General features: G+C 44.3%; 14 protein-coding genes. All 14 read right to left on the bottom strand.

The window, feature by feature from the left end; all coding sequences use genetic code 11:
• Nucleotides 1-3: 3 nt before the first annotated feature.
• Nucleotides 4-702, bottom strand: coding sequence for a YoaK family protein (locus tag J7623_RS14420; protein WP_291921155.1), 699 nt, complete (start codon nt 700-702; stop codon nt 4-6).
• A 24-nt stretch (nt 703-726) separates the two neighbouring features.
• Nucleotides 727-1,200, bottom strand: a complete 474-nt coding sequence (locus tag J7623_RS14415) for a DNA starvation/stationary phase protection protein (protein WP_291921153.1) — start codon at nt 1,198-1,200, stop codon at nt 727-729.
• A gap of 27 nt (nt 1,201-1,227) precedes the next feature.
• Nucleotides 1,228-1,662 carry a DoxX family protein gene (locus J7623_RS14410; protein ID WP_291921151.1) on the bottom strand — a complete coding sequence of 145 codons (435 nt, stop codon included), beginning with the start codon at nt 1,660-1,662 and terminating at the stop codon, nt 1,228-1,230.
• Nucleotides 1,663-1,672: 10 nt separating this feature from the next.
• The gene (locus J7623_RS14405; protein ID WP_291921148.1) at nt 1,673-3,568 is read right to left on the bottom strand and encodes an amidohydrolase; all 1,896 of its coding nucleotides are present in this window, start codon (nt 3,566-3,568) and stop codon (nt 1,673-1,675) included.
• Nucleotides 3,569-3,578: 10 nt separating this feature from the next.
• On the bottom strand, nt 3,579-4,322 hold the full coding sequence (locus J7623_RS14400; protein ID WP_291921145.1) for a M17 family peptidase N-terminal domain-containing protein: 744 nt from the start codon (nt 4,320-4,322) through the stop codon (nt 3,579-3,581).
• A gap of 19 nt (nt 4,323-4,341) precedes the next feature.
• Nucleotides 4,342-5,730, bottom strand: coding sequence for an alginate export family protein (locus tag J7623_RS14395; protein ID WP_291921142.1), 1,389 nt, complete (start codon nt 5,728-5,730; stop codon nt 4,342-4,344).
• A 25-nt stretch (nt 5,731-5,755) separates the two neighbouring features.
• Nucleotides 5,756-6,388 carry a hydrolase gene (locus tag J7623_RS14390; protein WP_291921138.1) on the bottom strand — a complete coding sequence of 211 codons (633 nt, stop codon included), beginning with the start codon at nt 6,386-6,388 and terminating at the stop codon, nt 5,756-5,758.
• Nucleotides 6,389-6,628: 240 nt separating this feature from the next.
• Nucleotides 6,629-7,435, bottom strand: a complete 807-nt coding sequence (locus tag J7623_RS14385) for an AraC family transcriptional regulator (RefSeq protein WP_291921135.1) — start codon at nt 7,433-7,435, stop codon at nt 6,629-6,631.
• A gap of 162 nt (nt 7,436-7,597) precedes the next feature.
• Nucleotides 7,598-8,326, bottom strand: a complete 729-nt coding sequence (locus J7623_RS14380) for a glucose 1-dehydrogenase (protein ID WP_291921132.1) — start codon at nt 8,324-8,326, stop codon at nt 7,598-7,600.
• 20 nt (nt 8,327-8,346) lie between these two features.
• Nucleotides 8,347-9,342 (bottom strand): SDR family NAD(P)-dependent oxidoreductase, encoded by a 996-nt coding sequence (locus J7623_RS14375; protein WP_291921130.1) that lies wholly within the window; start codon nt 9,340-9,342, stop codon nt 8,347-8,349.
• Between the two features lie 159 nt (nt 9,343-9,501).
• Entirely contained in the window at nt 9,502-10,371 is an 870-nt protein-coding gene (locus J7623_RS14370) for an SDR family oxidoreductase (protein WP_291921128.1), read from the bottom strand.
• Between the two features lie 216 nt (nt 10,372-10,587).
• Entirely contained in the window at nt 10,588-11,397 is an 810-nt protein-coding gene (locus J7623_RS14365) for a helix-turn-helix domain-containing protein (protein ID WP_291921125.1), read from the bottom strand.
• Nucleotides 11,398-11,597: 200 nt separating this feature from the next.
• The gene (locus J7623_RS14360; RefSeq protein WP_291921122.1) at nt 11,598-13,760 is read right to left on the bottom strand and encodes a TonB-dependent receptor; all 2,163 of its coding nucleotides are present in this window, start codon (nt 13,758-13,760) and stop codon (nt 11,598-11,600) included.
• 193 nt (nt 13,761-13,953) lie between these two features.
• A complete protein-coding gene (locus tag J7623_RS14355; protein WP_291921119.1) occupies nt 13,954-14,613 on the bottom strand; it encodes an outer membrane beta-barrel protein in 660 nt (219 codons plus the stop codon).
• Between the last annotated feature and the right edge of the window lie 5 nt (nt 14,614-14,618).

The raw sequence follows: 14,618 nt of genomic DNA, 5'->3' as shown, positions 1-14,618 counted from the left end.
TGGTTAACCTTCTGATTTTTGTGCTGCAGCTTCACCCTGCAGGTAGCAAACGATAATGGCTACACCGGGAATCATCATGGCACTCAACCCGATCCAACGGGAAAGGACAGCCCCAAGAATGCAACCGGCCAGGAAGCCTCCAATGGTAATGAACTGTTTCCTGAGCCCGGAGATAGATACCTCGTTGCCCCGGATACCTTTCCTGATTACATTGCCAAGGTCCAGGGCTGCTTGTGTAACATTTCCTGTCATCATAGTGGTTGGTCCATGTGTTTCTTTACCATAAAGTTTCCCGAATGCATTTTGCAAACCCATGCCCAGCACTGTTAGCATTACGATAAGGTAAATGATGAGCCTTTCTTCCATCCCTGTGAGCATAGGCAGGATGATGGCGCCAAGACCGCAAAACGACAAAATTATGCCTTCTGTCAGTAATATCATGTATCTGCCCTGGTATTTCTCTGCCAGCCATCCGCCAATTATCACCGCGATCACAAAAACCGGGAAGGTCAGGAGCTTAGTCCAGGCCATAGCACTGGCTCCTCCGGCCGATACCTGCGCTGCGAATACGATGAAGTTACCGGTAACGTGTGCGGAAAAAATAGAATCGCCGGAAACGAAGGTCGCTGTATCGCAGAATCCTGCCACCCAGGCTAAGAGAAAGGTTACCCAGTTAATACTATGTTTTTGTTCAGTCATCATGCGGATCAGTTTATATTGAGTGACTTATTCCAGGTGAGCTCTGAGCATCCACGCCATTTTTTCATGTGTTTCCATCAGTCCTGTAATATAATCACTGCTGCCGGCATCATGAAATGCAGTGGCATAGCCGTTGATATTTTCACGCAGATGGATAAGGATACTTTCATGATCCTGTAACAGCTCGCGAATAAAGCCGGGCGCATCATTTTTCTCCCTTGAAAGTTCCGTAAGGTGCGTAAGTGCCAGGAATTCCTTCAAAGTGGCCGGAGGGTAATGTCCCAATGTGCGGATACGCTCGGCAACATCATCTATTATTTCTTCCAACTGTTGATACTGGCTTTCAAAAAACAGGTGTTTAGTATGAAAGTCAGGCCCTGTTACGCACCAATGTGCTTTACGTGTTTTAGTGTACAGTAGAAATTCATCCGCAAGGATTTTTCCCAATGAATGGGATACTGCTGCGAGATTTTCCTGTTTGATTCCGATATTAGCTTGCATATAGAAAGGTGGTTTAAAAAAGATGATTTAAAAAAGATGATATAAAAATTGCACATCAATGGAGTAACGGCCGGGCCCAAGTACCAATAGCAGGAGTAATGAGAGGGTGTACATATAAGGCACATCCCGTACTTCCAGGCTGTCTTTTCTGTGTACCACAAAATATCCTATGGCAGTTACGCCAATGGTTGGCAGTACTGCCAGCCTTGTTGCTACGCCCAACATCAACAGGAATGGAACAATGGTATCTGATAATGTGGCTACCATGGCATTTAGTTTGGATGGGAGGTGTAGTGGATTGGGTACCACTTCGCGTTGTCCGTTTGCACCGCCACGAAATTTTTTCATGCCATGTACCCTGAATAGTTCGAGCGCCAGCAGTACCCGGAAAACCAGCAAAGCGTAGTTGTTCAGGTTGTTCCCGGCATCTGAGTATAGTATTATGCGAATGATTTCGTTCATAGATTCAATGTTAGAATGCAAAACAGGAACAACCGAAAACGCCCCAGAATGCAGTGTAGTTATTTACCGGTATATTGTTAAGTCTTGCTTTATTGTGGTCATGGCCATGTACATCACAACTGCCTGCACAACTGTGCACATGGCTGCTGATGGAAGATGAATGATGCTGCGCGCCAGCTACAGGTTGCTGCTTACTGCTTTTAGCTACAGAATAGTAGCCTCCAAACTGATTCACCGGTGACCAGTCTGGTAACACCCTGACAGGCGCCGGCGAGTGATCAGCGTATTCATTGCTGGCATATACAATTTTGCCATTTACAATGGTGAGCACAGATTCAATGTGTTTGATCGCTTCCTCCTGTATAGTGAAATAGTCTGCGTCGAGTACCGTAAGATCTGCCAGTTGCCCGGCTTTGATGGCTCCTTTCAAATCCTGTTCACCCGAGAACCACGCGCTGCCTTTGGTATATAATTCCAATGCTGTTTCTCTGCTTAATTTATTTTCATTTGGATATAATTGTTGTCCTCCCACAGTTTTACCGGCAGAGAGCCAATAAAGCGCTACCCATGGGTTGTAGCTACTTACGCGTGTAGCATCAGTCCCGGCACCAACTGGCACCCCGGCCTGTAACATGCGTTTAACGGGTGGCGTATGTGCGGCGGCTTCTTTACCATACCGGTCGGTAAAATATTCCCCCTGGAAGGCCATTCTGCTTTGAATGGCAATGCCGCCTCCGAGTGCTTTTACGCGATCTATGTTTCGTTCATCAATTGTTTCGGCGTGGTCAAATAGCCAGGGAAGACCGTTGAATGGTATTTCCCTGTTTACTTTTTCAAAAACATTCAGGAACCGGGTAATGCTTTCGTTATATGTAGCGTGTAACCGGAAGGGCCAACGATTTTCCACCAGGTGGCGAACTACTTTTTCCAGGTCTTCTTCCATGTGGCCGGGAAGATCGGGTCTTGGCTGCAGAAAATCTTCAAAGTCTGCAGCGGAGAATACCAGCATTTCACCGGCTCCGTTATGCCGGTACATATTGTCGCCCTGGTGCAATTTTACGGTACCGGTCCAGTTTTTGAAATCTTCCAGTTCTTGTTTGGGTCTTTGTGTAAACAGGTTATAGGCGATGCGTATGGTAAGCAGGCCTTTTTGATGCAGGTCATTAATTACTTCGTAATCGTCCGGGAAATTCTGAAATCCGCCGCCGGCATCAATCACACTGGTGATGCCAAACCGGTTTAATTCTGTCATAAAATGACGGGTGGAGTTCACCTGGTATTCGTAAGAGAGTTTAGGTCCTTTGGCGAGGGTAGCATACAGGATCATTGCGTTGGGACTGGCCAGGAGTAGACCGGTTGGCTCTCCACTGCTGTTTTTTTCAATTACGCCACCGGGAGGGGCAGGCGTGTCTTTGGTGAAACCCACTGCGCGAAGGGCCGCACGATTCAACAATGCACGGTCATATAAGTGCATGATAAATACCGGGGTATCCGGTGCTATTTCATTGAGTTCAGCCAGTGTAGGCATTCGCTTCTCCGCAAATTGCTGTTCGGTCCAGCCACCTACAACTCTTACCCATTGTGGCGTAGGTGTAATGTCTACCTGTGCTTTCAACATACGTAACGCATCCGCCAAAGAAGGAACGCCATCCCATCTTAATTCCAGGTTATAGTTTAAGCCTCCGCGAATGAGGTGTATATGAGAATCGTTTAAACCAGGTATTACCCGCTTTTGTTTCAGGTCGATTTTCAATGCGTCTTCGTTGCCGTATTCATTCATAATAGCAGCATCGCTACCAACAGCTACAAACTTGCCATCTTTGATAGCTATTGCTGTAGCAGTTGGATTTTGTGGATCTACCGTATGCACTTTCCCGTTATACAGGACCATATCTGCTTTTGTCATACCGATTTGTTTATTGTTTTGATGATGCAATTGCTTCCCTGATACCTTCGCCGGCTGTTTCAAAAAATGCGGGACCTGCCAGCAGGATTACTTTATTTAGTTTACTCACCGGCGCAAGGCCACGTTGTTGGAGGTATAGCTGGGTATGCCAGGCGTTGATAATACCTTTGGTTACATTACCTGCTACATCTGCAGTGCGGGAGTCTATGCCGGCATCTTTGATATCGCTGGCAAATGAAAAACCTGCGCTGCCCAATCTAACGGCTTCACGCAATGCAACGGCGCCAATGGTCGTCATCAGTTCAGCATCGAATTTGTTACGGTCGCCCAGCCCAATTAGCAGCAGCTTTGCCGCTTTCATGGATCCTTTGGGAGGGGTGATCAGCAGGGTTTCCAGGTAGTGACCGGCGAATTTTCCACTTTTTCTGAGTTCGGTGATTTGTCCATGGAGCGCTTCATCGAGGTGCACCATACCGTTGAGGTTATGCGGTAAAGCAGGAGGGTTGAAAATATCTCCTTCCGTATATTCGAATACACAAGCTACCTGCAGTGGTGCTTCGGCAGCAGAGGGCCCCTGTACCAGTCCCGCAATGGAGATGCCTTCCACTTTTCCCCATACCTTTAAAGTGCCTACGGGGGTTGTTTTAGCAGGCGTTTCTACTACCTGTGAAAAAGCGGTAGAATAGAAGAAGATCAGCGCGGCGCTGAAGATGCCGGTAAATGTGCGGCGATAATTTGAAATTGTGTTATTCATAGTTTATCATTTTTGATCGTTAAAATTTGAAGCTTAACCGGCTATTGACGAAAAGGCCGTCTTTAGGCGTTGGAATCACCTCTTTGATGAAATCACCGGTCTTGAAATATTGTACACCGCAGTTCAATGCAAGATTTTTGTTCAGGCTATACACTATGCTGACCAGGTATGCGGTACCGATATATTTTTTGAGAGAAGCAGCGCCTGCGAGATTGAATCCGCCACTGGGCCTGTATACGCCATCCTGTGTAGCATATCGCCAGTTCATCACTACATCTGCCTGCGCCAGGATCTTGCTGCCAATATTCACCGTAGCGTAGGGATGGATATCTACCAGGTTAACAGGACCTATTTGCGGGCTAAATCCGAAGTAACCTCCCTTGGGATAGAGTGGGTTGAATGATTGTAAATTGCCGTCTCCTTTGTGTTTATCTCCGGATATATAGTCATTGCGAAGACTCAGCGTTGGCTTGCCGGCGAGGTGTTCGAACATATAACCTGCTTCTGCAGATGCGGTCCAGGCATTGATATTACCAGTATTGAAGGTGCCGAACTGATAAGCGCCTTCCAGGTTATATATGAAACCACCGCCATAGCGCCATATCCTTGTGCCGATGGTATGTCGTAATTCCCGGCCGGCACCTTCTTCAAATACAGATTGCTCCCGTTTGATTCCCACGTAGTACAAATCAATATTTGGGAACGCCGGCAGGATGATTTTGCTGTATACTCCCCATAGATTAATTGTTTTGCCGGATTTGTTATCGAAGGCGCCGGTGTTGATGGTGTCAGCCATCATCACAAAGGCATCCAATGTCCAGTTTGTATGGGTATACATTACTTTAGCTCCGTCGAAGTACAGGCGGAGGTTGGGACCTTCCCGTACAGAGATGAGTCTTCCACTGCCATAGTCGAGTTCCTGTCTTCCTGCACGAAGTGTAAGAGATTGTGTTTGGGTATTTAAAATCTTTGCGTCAACAAAAAGGTTTTGTACGTTGAGGTGGTCTTCATCTATGGGACGTGGCCCGTTCTTTCTGCCTGTCTCCCAGGCGCTTCTTAATTGACCGAAAATGCGCCATCGTTTATTCAGATGGAGATCAGCATGAAGGTCATAACGTTGTAAAAGGAAATCATTATGACCAATGCCTAACCTTCCCCAGTCCTCATTGTTGAAGTTTACATATTCTACTCTTGCTGATCCGCCAAAGGAAAGATAGGCGTTGCCTTTCCCGGAGACAGGTATGTATTTGATTTTCCTGTAAAAGGTTTTCGTTGAGTCTTTCAGGTTTGAAAAGTCTTCATCGAAACGCATGAGTTTAAAACCCTGCCCGGTGGCCCGGGTACAGGAAAAGGTAATAATAAAGAGTATTGAAAACGACAGAGGACTGAGGAGGCGTGTATTAGGCACTGACTAGATTTTGTAGATGGTGAGCTTAGTGTTGTAACATGTGGTGAGCATAATGGATACCGGTACCATAGGCGCCTCCATATTTTTTCACCAGGTCAGTAACAGCAACATAGGTTTCCTGACGTGCCCAGTCACGCTGTAGTTCAAGCAGGTATTGGATACTGGTTATCGGAATAACGCCGGCATGTACCATTCTTTGTACAGCGCGTTCGTGTGCTTCGGTGCTCACATCACCGCAGGCATCCGTAATTACATACACGGTGTAGCCTTCTTCAATAGCGGATAGGGCAGGGCCAACAATACATACGCTTGTCCATAAGCCAGCCATTACCAGTTTCTGCTTTCCTTTGCCGGTGATAGCTTTGTAGGCAGCCGGGTCTTCCCAGGTATTCATAGAGGTACGGTCAATATAACCGGATGTTGCCTGCGGATAGACTTCTTCTATTTCAGGAAATACAGGTCCGGAAAAAGATGCTTCTGCTACAGTAGTCACAACGGTTGGAACGTTAAAAATTTTCGAAGCGCCTGCAACGATGGCAGTGTTGTTTCTCAGTTCAGTTGTTGAGATGCTTTTGGTAGCGAAGGCCATCTGACCTTCGAAGTCGATCAGTACAAGTGCATGATTGCTGGGCGACAATAAATTAGAAGATGGTTTCATTCTAAAAAGTTTCGCATAGGGAATCAATTCAGATGCCTTCTTTTAAATTATTGAATATCAGATATTTATGTTGGTTGGGCGCATTTATTTATTTACGGTATTTCGTAAATTTATGTTATGGCATTAATTACGTACTGAAAAGCTTTATTACAGCTGTTTATTTAACGGGAAATGGAGTTGGCCGGGGAGACCTCTATGGATAATGTTACGAAATGTCGTAGGGGAGGGCGTTCACCGGTTTTACCCGGATATTAAACTTGTTGGGGCATAGCCGAAATGTTTTTTAAATGCGTAAGAAAAATGGGATAGGTTTTCAAAGCCCACTTCGTAACAAACATCAACAGGTTTCTTTTTCTTTTCTGCCAACTGGTAGTGTGCCAGTTCCAATCGTTTTTGTGTAAGCCATCGTTGCGGCGTGGTATTAAAGGCTTTTTTGAAATCCCTTTTGAATGTGGTAAGGCTTCGTCCTGTCAGGTAGCCAAATTTTTCTACCGGCAGATTGAACATAAAGTTCTTTTCCATGTAGTCAATCAGGCTGATTTTTCCCGGTTCGTCAAAATTTGCCAGGACATTATCAATGTCCTGGTTAATAGCCCGGAGAATACTAATAGCTTCTGTTATCTTAAGCGTAGCAATATCCTCCGGGAGATTCTTCATGCCAAAATAAGGTATTAACGAGGCCATACAACTTTCCAATAAAGGATGATTATTGAAACAGTGGATCTTCTGATGCTTTGATACCTTAGGTACAACATTTCGGTTTGCATAAAACGTTTTGAGTCTATCAACAGACAAGTGCATCACCACTGTTTTATGCGGCTGCCCGTTTTTAGGGTAATTGATAATGGTAGCTAACTGGTTCCTGGGAATTAGAAAAATGTCTCCTTCCCGGAAAAAATAAGTGGCATCTGCCTGTACTATTTTTGTTTCACCTGAAATAAACCATACCAGCATGTGATGGTCGAACATAATGTCCGATTTAAAAAACTTATCCTCATAACTGGAGAGTTTGATGTCCTCTGTTATATATTCAGCTTTGTACTCCATGCGATTTATTTTTGTTTCTTAATAAAGAAAACAGTAATGCAAAAATAGAAAATATCATACAGTTTATTTTGTTTAAAAGGCCAGTTCCTTTGTTTAAGATGATAGCTTGATTAACCGGTTAATACTGAGAATCCTGGTTTTTGTTAATGTAATGATAGGGCGTCAGACGGATTGTCCACCATCTACCAGTAAATTTGATCCTGTTATAAAAGAGGCGCTATCCCCGGATAAATAGGCAATAGCATCCGCAACTTCTTCGGCGCTGCCGAGTCTTGATAAAGGAATGCTGTTGACCAGCTGTGTTTCCAGATCATCATTCAACCCGATTTTATTCATGATCTCAGTGGCAATAGGTCCCGGGCTTACTGCGTTAACACGTATTTTCCTTGGTGCCAGTTCAAGCGCCGCTATTTTCATTACCGCATTTAAGGCCGCTTTGCTGGCTGCGTAGACAGAGGCGCTTTGGGGAGAAATGGTAGCCGACGTAGAGGACAACAATATCACAGCAGCATTGTCATTTAGCAATGGTATGAATTTGCTTAATGTAAAATAGGCTCCTTTAAAATTTATATTCATGATCTCGTCGAACACATTTTCCGTCATCTGTTCTATTGGAGCAAACTTTGTGATACCTGCATTGATCAACAATATATCTATTTTACCATATCGGTTTGATACTTCTGAGGCAAGATGCTCAATGGCAGACATACTGGACTGGTCCGCCACTAATCCTGTTACATTTAGTGCTGCTGCGGCCTTTTCAACGGCATCCTTTCTTCTTCCTGTGATAATCACTTTGGCGCCTTTTTCCTGAAATGTTTTTGCTGTGGCGTATCCGATACCGCTATTACCACCTGTAATAACAGCAACTTTATCTGTGAGATTTTTCATCGTTTTAGTATTTAGCCTGGTTAATTGATGTTAAATTTTATGCCTGTCATTTCTTCGCTCAAACTCCACAGCCGTTTCGCCAGCGTTTCATCTAAGGAATATCCTTTTACACCGCCTGACGTAGCAGTGTCTGCTGCCAATGTAGCTATATCTGCATCCTCGCAATAAACGCCTCCAATATTGTTGAGTAGCGGACTGGTAGCACACCAGACAGAAGTAGCCGCACCCTGAGGGATTGTTTTCAATGAGGCGGCAATTTCCGGCAATAAATGACCTTCTGCATCCAGGAATCCCATTTGCTGAAAGAGCTCTAAAGAGGCATCCCTGCCTAGTTCTGTTCCTCCAATTGAGCCGGGATGTAAGGAATAGGCTCTTACATTTGATGATTTTGAACGATTGTCCAGTTCAAGGGAAAACAAGTTAACGGCTGTTTTTGACTGACCATAAGCCTGCAGTGTTTCATACTCCCTGTGAAGAAAATTCGGGTCATCGAAATTGAAGGGAGCAAACTGATGCCCCTGTGAAGAAACATTTATTACCCTTGCACCATTTGCTTTTTGCAAAGCAGGCCATAACATGGCAGTCAGCTGAAACTGGGCAAGATAATTGGTGGCCAGTTGTGATTCAATGCCGCGGTCATCCCTGCGTAAAGGCACCCACATAATGCCTGCATTATTGATAAGCATATGCAGCGGTCTTCCGGAAGCAAGAAATTTTTCCGCAAAAGCGGCAATTGAACGTGGATCCATTAAATCCATCTCCGCCAGTTCCACATTGGATGTGCCTTGCAAATTTTTCTTTGCCTTTTCAATATCCCGTGCGGGAACGATGACCGTTGCACCCGCGGCTGCAAGTATTTTGGTTGTTTCAAGACCAATACCTGTGTTGCCTCCTGTTATAATGGCAATTTTACCTGTAAGGTCTGTTGTTCCGATGACATCACTGGCAGTAGATTTTGCATTGAAGCCTGAACCAAGTGGGTTTTGCAGTGCTCCCTGATAATTGTTCTGTTTCATTTTTTTATTGTTTTGATGAAACAAAAGTAGGAAGCATTGCAAACCCTGACTTTGTTTAAAAGGCCTATTTCGCTTTGTTTAAAAGTCCGGAAATAGTGCGATAAAATGTTTGATAGGGGTCATTTATGAATAAGCTGTAATAAGCGTTTTCATTGATGATTACTTGAAGAGGTGCTTGTAGGCATAGACAAATTGTTCAAAATTGATAGCCGCTTTTCCAGTGATATCATGAACGGTGTGATAAACAGCACCCGCTTCACCTTTGGCATAGTGAGCGAAATCTTCCATCAGGCCATCTGCCTGCCATTCGGGAAACCGGGCCGCGGTTAATGCTTCCCGCATTTGTTCCGGCGTTAAATCTATATATGCTATCTCTTTACCCAACACCCGGGAGAATATTTCCGCCATTTGATAATGACTGATCGCCTCATTGCCGGTGATATTATAAATTTTGTCTTCGTGCCCGGATTCGGTTAATGCCTTAGCGGCAACCGCAGCAATATCTCTTATATCCACTGCACTAACGACAGCCTTTCCAATAGATCCATAAAATTTATGCTCATATTTGATCTGATGTGCAAAAGCGATCAATCCTTGCATAAACAGATTGGGACGAAGAAAAGTATAATTCATGCCCAGTTCTTTAATCCTGTTCTCTACGATAGCATGATAGCGGAGAAAGCGAACGGGGGAAGATTTATCTGCAGCGAACTGTGATAGCTTAACAATGTGCTTTACCCCGGCTTTATGTGCGGTGTTTACAAAATTTAGCTGTAGCTGCTCTGCATGTTCCGAGGAATTAGTCAATAGAAACGCTTTTTCAATTCCCTGTAACGCCTGTAGCAGGCTATCATTGTCTGATAAATCACCAAAGGCAATCTTCGCTTGCGGTAAATTATCCATTAACTCTCCCTGGTCTTTTGTACGGGCAAGTATCCTGAAGGAAGTATCCGTGCTTAAGAGGTTTTTAACCAGTTGAGTTCCTACGGTGCCTGTTGCTCCTGTGATTAAAATGTTTGGCTGTTTCATAAATTTGATTTTTTATAGGTCAAAATTCAATTTTAATCAGGCAGGAGAATTGTAAGAAAACGAAACTAGTTGTTGGTTAATGATATCCATATTCATGCTGCTGATTACATTGTAAAATTGCAATGAATCAAACAGGGAAAATTGTAAGAAAACGAAAGAGGGGCAAAGCGGCTGTTTAACTATCAGCAGCAGGTATTAAATATGGGATGGGTGCAGTTAATCCCTGGGATTGCAAATTGCTTCCTGGAATTTCAGGTATTTTGCGGGGCTGAGATGGAGATAGTGATTGAAATCCCGGATAAGTTGACTTTGATCATAATAACCGCATTGGTCTATTATTTCGAACCAATCTACCTGGGCCTTTTCGGATAAAAGGGTTTGAATAATTTTAATGGCTTTTAGAAAACGATGATAGCGGTATAACTCTTTCGCGGTATACCCGAAGTATTTCTTATGATTAATTTGAATGGCTCTTTCAGATAATTTATTTTCTTTAGACACCCCTTTTATGGGGCTGAAAGTTTCACGGTCGAAGTCAGCGAGTTGTGCTGCAATGGGGTGACGATCCCGTAAATAAGGGTGGCAGAAGTCAAGAATGATCCGGAGTCTGTGTTCGTTATTCGTTGTTTTATTGAGTTGCGACCACAACGCGGTAAAGCAGTTTTCATTTAATAACTCGTCAGGATGTAATGCGATATCCTGTGCCAGGTTTATATCTCCAAAAAATCTAAAAAAGGCGTCATCTTTGAAATTACATACCAGTATCTCGCCATTGGGAGGGAGTGAATAATTAAAAGCGTGCCTGACAGGTCCAAGCACCATGCATTTATCTATTGTAATTTCATCTTTGTCTTTCGCGAGGAATGATGCCGGGTTACCAAAGCAGAACACCATCATGGTTTGATAAGAAGGCATCAGCGTTTTGACAACGGTTTCACCAGATTTATTTTCTGCAAAGTAAAAATGAGAGAAAAGCGCTTCATATGCCGCAGGAACCGGTATTCTGTAACTATTGTAGCCTTCCATATTTTTTACTTAAATCAAATTCTTTTTCCTGATAAATTTATTTCTCCTGTTGATGAGTTCAGAGCAGATTTTTCTTGCTGTACAAATATATACAATATACGCGGTACTATTTGTGTGAATGAGGCATGGCCCCGCCAGGTTGACTAATGTTACGGTGCAAACATTTACCGTCAGATAGCAGATATGGACTATCCCGTTTCTTAATGCCGTCTCCGGGGAGGCATTCTTTTTTCTTCATCATTATCATGTGCTTTGAGTGATCCAAAATTCCAGCTGAGAGTAATGTGAAAACTCCGGTTAAAATGTTGGCTGGATGTGGTGCTACGGAAGCTGGGAGCTGTTGCGTTGGTATATTGCAGAAGGCTCTGCTGGAAGGGATTAGCCGCACCCACCAGAATGCTGACTTTCTTGTTCATGAATTCCTTTTGAGCAGTGAATTCGTATGACCACGCGGCAGAATTTCGTCCCTGAAGCATGATATACCCGTTGCTATAATCACCCGACGCCTGCAGTGTGAAATCTTTTGGCAGCGTGTAGGAAACATTCAGATTAACCGAATAGAAACCTGCGCTGTTTTTAACCTGCAGGGCACTGCTGTTGAACCAAACCTGGTAAAGCGCTACGCCTCCATTAACAGTCAAATCGCCAATTTCTGTGGCAATATTCAAGTTTGTACCCAGCCGTTTGTTGGAGGCAATGTTGCTGGGTGATGTGCGGGATATTCCCAGGCTATCTACTGTTGTCAGCATTTCAATGGCATTGTTGTTGGCGCTGAAGTAAATACTATTGATAAGTGAAAGCCCGGATTTAGCGGTGTAATTGTGCCCGAATTCCAATGTTCTTGTTATTTCAGGCCGTAGCAACGGATTTCCTGATGTGAGATTGCGTGGATCGCCCGCATTTACAAATGGGTTCAGGTCCCATATCGCGGGCCGCCTTATGCGCTGTGTGTAGGTAAGCTTCACATCATGTTCCTCATTGAGCGTTTTTGACAATAGTACATTGGGTACCAGGTTGGAAAATGTAGAAGAAAAAGACGACGGTGTTTGCTGGAAATCGCTACCTAGCCTGGTCCCTTCATATCTCAGGCCAGTCCTGAATGTCCACTTATTGCCGGTCTCAAATTTTACGCTTGCATAGGCCGCATAAATGGTTTGAAAATATTTCATTACATCTGAGCGGGAGGGAATTTCCATGAGATCATCGCTCCCCGGGTTGGTTTCATTGTTCCGCGTGTTGTATGAGCTTGCCGCATTCATGTTGCTAAATTTAATGCCGGTTTCAAATAGGTTTTTGCCGGAAGAATTTAATGGATGGATGTAATCCACCTGTATGTTCAAGTCCCGCGATTTACTGTTATTGAGACCTGTTTCGTGGAAATACGGTTTGCCGGTCAGTGTATACTGGTGCGTGGTATATGTTGAATGATCTTTGCTGAGGCTTGCAGTACCCAGCACCTGTAACTCCTGTTCTTTGCGGTGGAACCGCTTTTGATAGACGGCAGATACTTCATAATATCCCGAATGGTTGGCTTCATTACTCCGCTGATCATAAGCAGTGGTGCCTTTGCTGTCTTTGTAAAAGTTATTCAGTATTTTTTTCGATGGCCAGGTACCGTTCCAGAAGGTCAGGCTGGTACTAATTTTCTGAAGGGAGTCGATCCGGTAGGTAATACCCAGGTCTCCAAATATACCGCGATCACGTTGTGTATTGTCGTCCTTTTGCAGCAATTCTCCTATTGGTTGCCCGTCCGACAGGGTGGTACGGTTAAGGATGGAAGCTATTCTTTCCCGCTGGTTGCTGGCATTCAGGTTCAGGTTTAGTTCCAGGTTGCCTTTGGCTTTACTTAACGAGGCGCCGGCAGATTGCTCCAGGTTACCGCCACTCAATGTGAATTCTCCGCTGGCGCCCCTGATCTTCTTTTTAGTGATGATATTGATAATACCTGCGGTACCTTCCGCCTCGTATTTTGCGGAAGGTGACGTGATTACCTCGATAGATGCAATGCTGTGTGCCGGTATGATCTTTAAAGCATCCTTAAGATTTTTGGCGAGGAAGCCGGAGGGCAGGCCATTCAGGAGTACTTTAATATTGGCGTCTCCCCGCATTTTCACTTCCCCGTCGGGGCTGACGGTAAGCATAGGCACTTTTTTAAGTAAATCAGCAGCAGAACCGGCCTTGTTGCTGATATCCGCTGAAGCATTGTAAATAAGTTTATCGCCTTTGGCTATTACCAGTTTCTTTTTCCTGGTAATGGTGATGGTTTGTAAAGTATCGTTTTTGCTGATAGCCCCACTATCGTTTTTTGACAGAATAGGTTGCTGCGCCTGCACATGTAAGCTTAAGGCGGCTAGGGTTATCATAGAAAATCTCAGTAGAATAAGTGATGACGACATAGTTGATAGTTGAAATATCTGCAAAGGAATATTTCCCGGTAATTTTCAATCAATGGACAAGCATCATTTGCATAAGCCTCCTTTGTGATGCAATGGATGCCAGTATTAATGATCCGCTTTATGAGCTGAGGCAACCGCCCCGGCTCATAAAGCGGATTATCTACTTCCGCTTCTTCCAATGGTATCCCACAAAAAAATTGAACTGCTGATTATATATCTTCCATTGTTTTTGTACCCTGGGATCTTCTATAACCGGCACAAATCCCCGCTGATAAGTTGCTCCGACGCTCAGGCCACAGTTCATTTCATAGCGCAATTGCATCGTAATTCCCGCATCCATCTTATATCGAAAACCGCCTGCAGCGGTCGGCGTACCATAGATGTTCTTATCTTTTTCGAGGCTACTGCCAAGTAACCCGCTCACATAAGGCCCTGCGGATAATCTAAATCCCTGGAAATAGAACGTTGGCGTGAACGGGGCTATCAAGAGATAAGTGCTTTTAAAACGACTCGTATATACGCTGCCGTTACTGCTGTCAGGTAACTGAATGGCCACCTGGCTTTGTCCGAGGGTTACTTCCGATTGCAATCCAAAGTATTTGCTGAACCTCGATTGGACCTCCACACCGAACATTAACCCGGTTAATGGTTTCCTGTAACCGCCAACGGAGAGCCGGGGCAAATCGCTGCCGTATAATGATCCCCTGGAGACACCGGTTTTTATCCCAAAAGATATATTTCTATAACTGCTGTTATCCCGTTGCGCAAATAGTGGAAGAAAAAAAGCCAGGTAAAATATTATTGCCAAAATATGTTTCATATTCC

The organism is Chitinophaga sp. (assembly GCF_017745275.1).
Lineage (GTDB): Bacteria > Bacteroidota > Bacteroidia > Chitinophagales > Chitinophagaceae > Chitinophaga.
This window is presented reverse-complemented; position numbering and strand designations above follow the sequence as displayed.

Excerpts from the sequence above, each read along its gene's own strand:
- J7623_RS14410 (WP_291921151.1), bottom strand. The coding sequence starts at position 1,662 with ATGAACGAAATCATTCGCATAATACTATACTCAGATGCCGGGAACAAC.
- J7623_RS14385 (WP_291921135.1), bottom strand. The coding sequence starts at position 7,435 with ATGGAGTACAAAGCTGAATATATAACAGAGGACATCAAACTCTCCAGT.
- J7623_RS14400 (WP_291921145.1), bottom strand. The coding sequence starts at position 4,322 with ATGAATAACACAATTTCAAATTATCGCCGCACATTTACCGGCATCTTC.
- J7623_RS14365 (WP_291921125.1), bottom strand. The coding sequence starts at position 11,397 with ATGGAAGGCTACAATAGTTACAGAATACCGGTTCCTGCGGCATATGAA.
- J7623_RS14380 (WP_291921132.1), bottom strand. The coding sequence starts at position 8,326 with ATGAAAAATCTCACAGATAAAGTTGCTGTTATTACAGGTGGTAATAGC.
- J7623_RS14405 (WP_291921148.1), bottom strand. The coding sequence starts at position 3,568 with ATGACAAAAGCAGATATGGTCCTGTATAACGGGAAAGTGCATACGGTA.
- J7623_RS14390 (WP_291921138.1), bottom strand. The coding sequence starts at position 6,388 with ATGAAACCATCTTCTAATTTATTGTCGCCCAGCAATCATGCACTTGTA.
- J7623_RS14370 (WP_291921128.1), bottom strand. The coding sequence starts at position 10,371 with ATGAAACAGCCAAACATTTTAATCACAGGAGCAACAGGCACCGTAGGA.
- J7623_RS14355 (WP_291921119.1), bottom strand. The coding sequence starts at position 14,613 with ATGAAACATATTTTGGCAATAATATTTTACCTGGCTTTTTTTCTTCCA.
- J7623_RS14420 (WP_291921155.1), bottom strand. The coding sequence starts at position 702 with ATGATGACTGAACAAAAACATAGTATTAACTGGGTAACCTTTCTCTTA.
- J7623_RS14375 (WP_291921130.1), bottom strand. The coding sequence starts at position 9,342 with ATGAAACAGAACAATTATCAGGGAGCACTGCAAAACCCACTTGGTTCA.
- J7623_RS14415 (WP_291921153.1), bottom strand. The coding sequence starts at position 1,200 with ATGCAAGCTAATATCGGAATCAAACAGGAAAATCTCGCAGCAGTATCC.
- J7623_RS14360 (WP_291921122.1), bottom strand. The coding sequence starts at position 13,760 with ATGATAACCCTAGCCGCCTTAAGCTTACATGTGCAGGCGCAGCAACCT.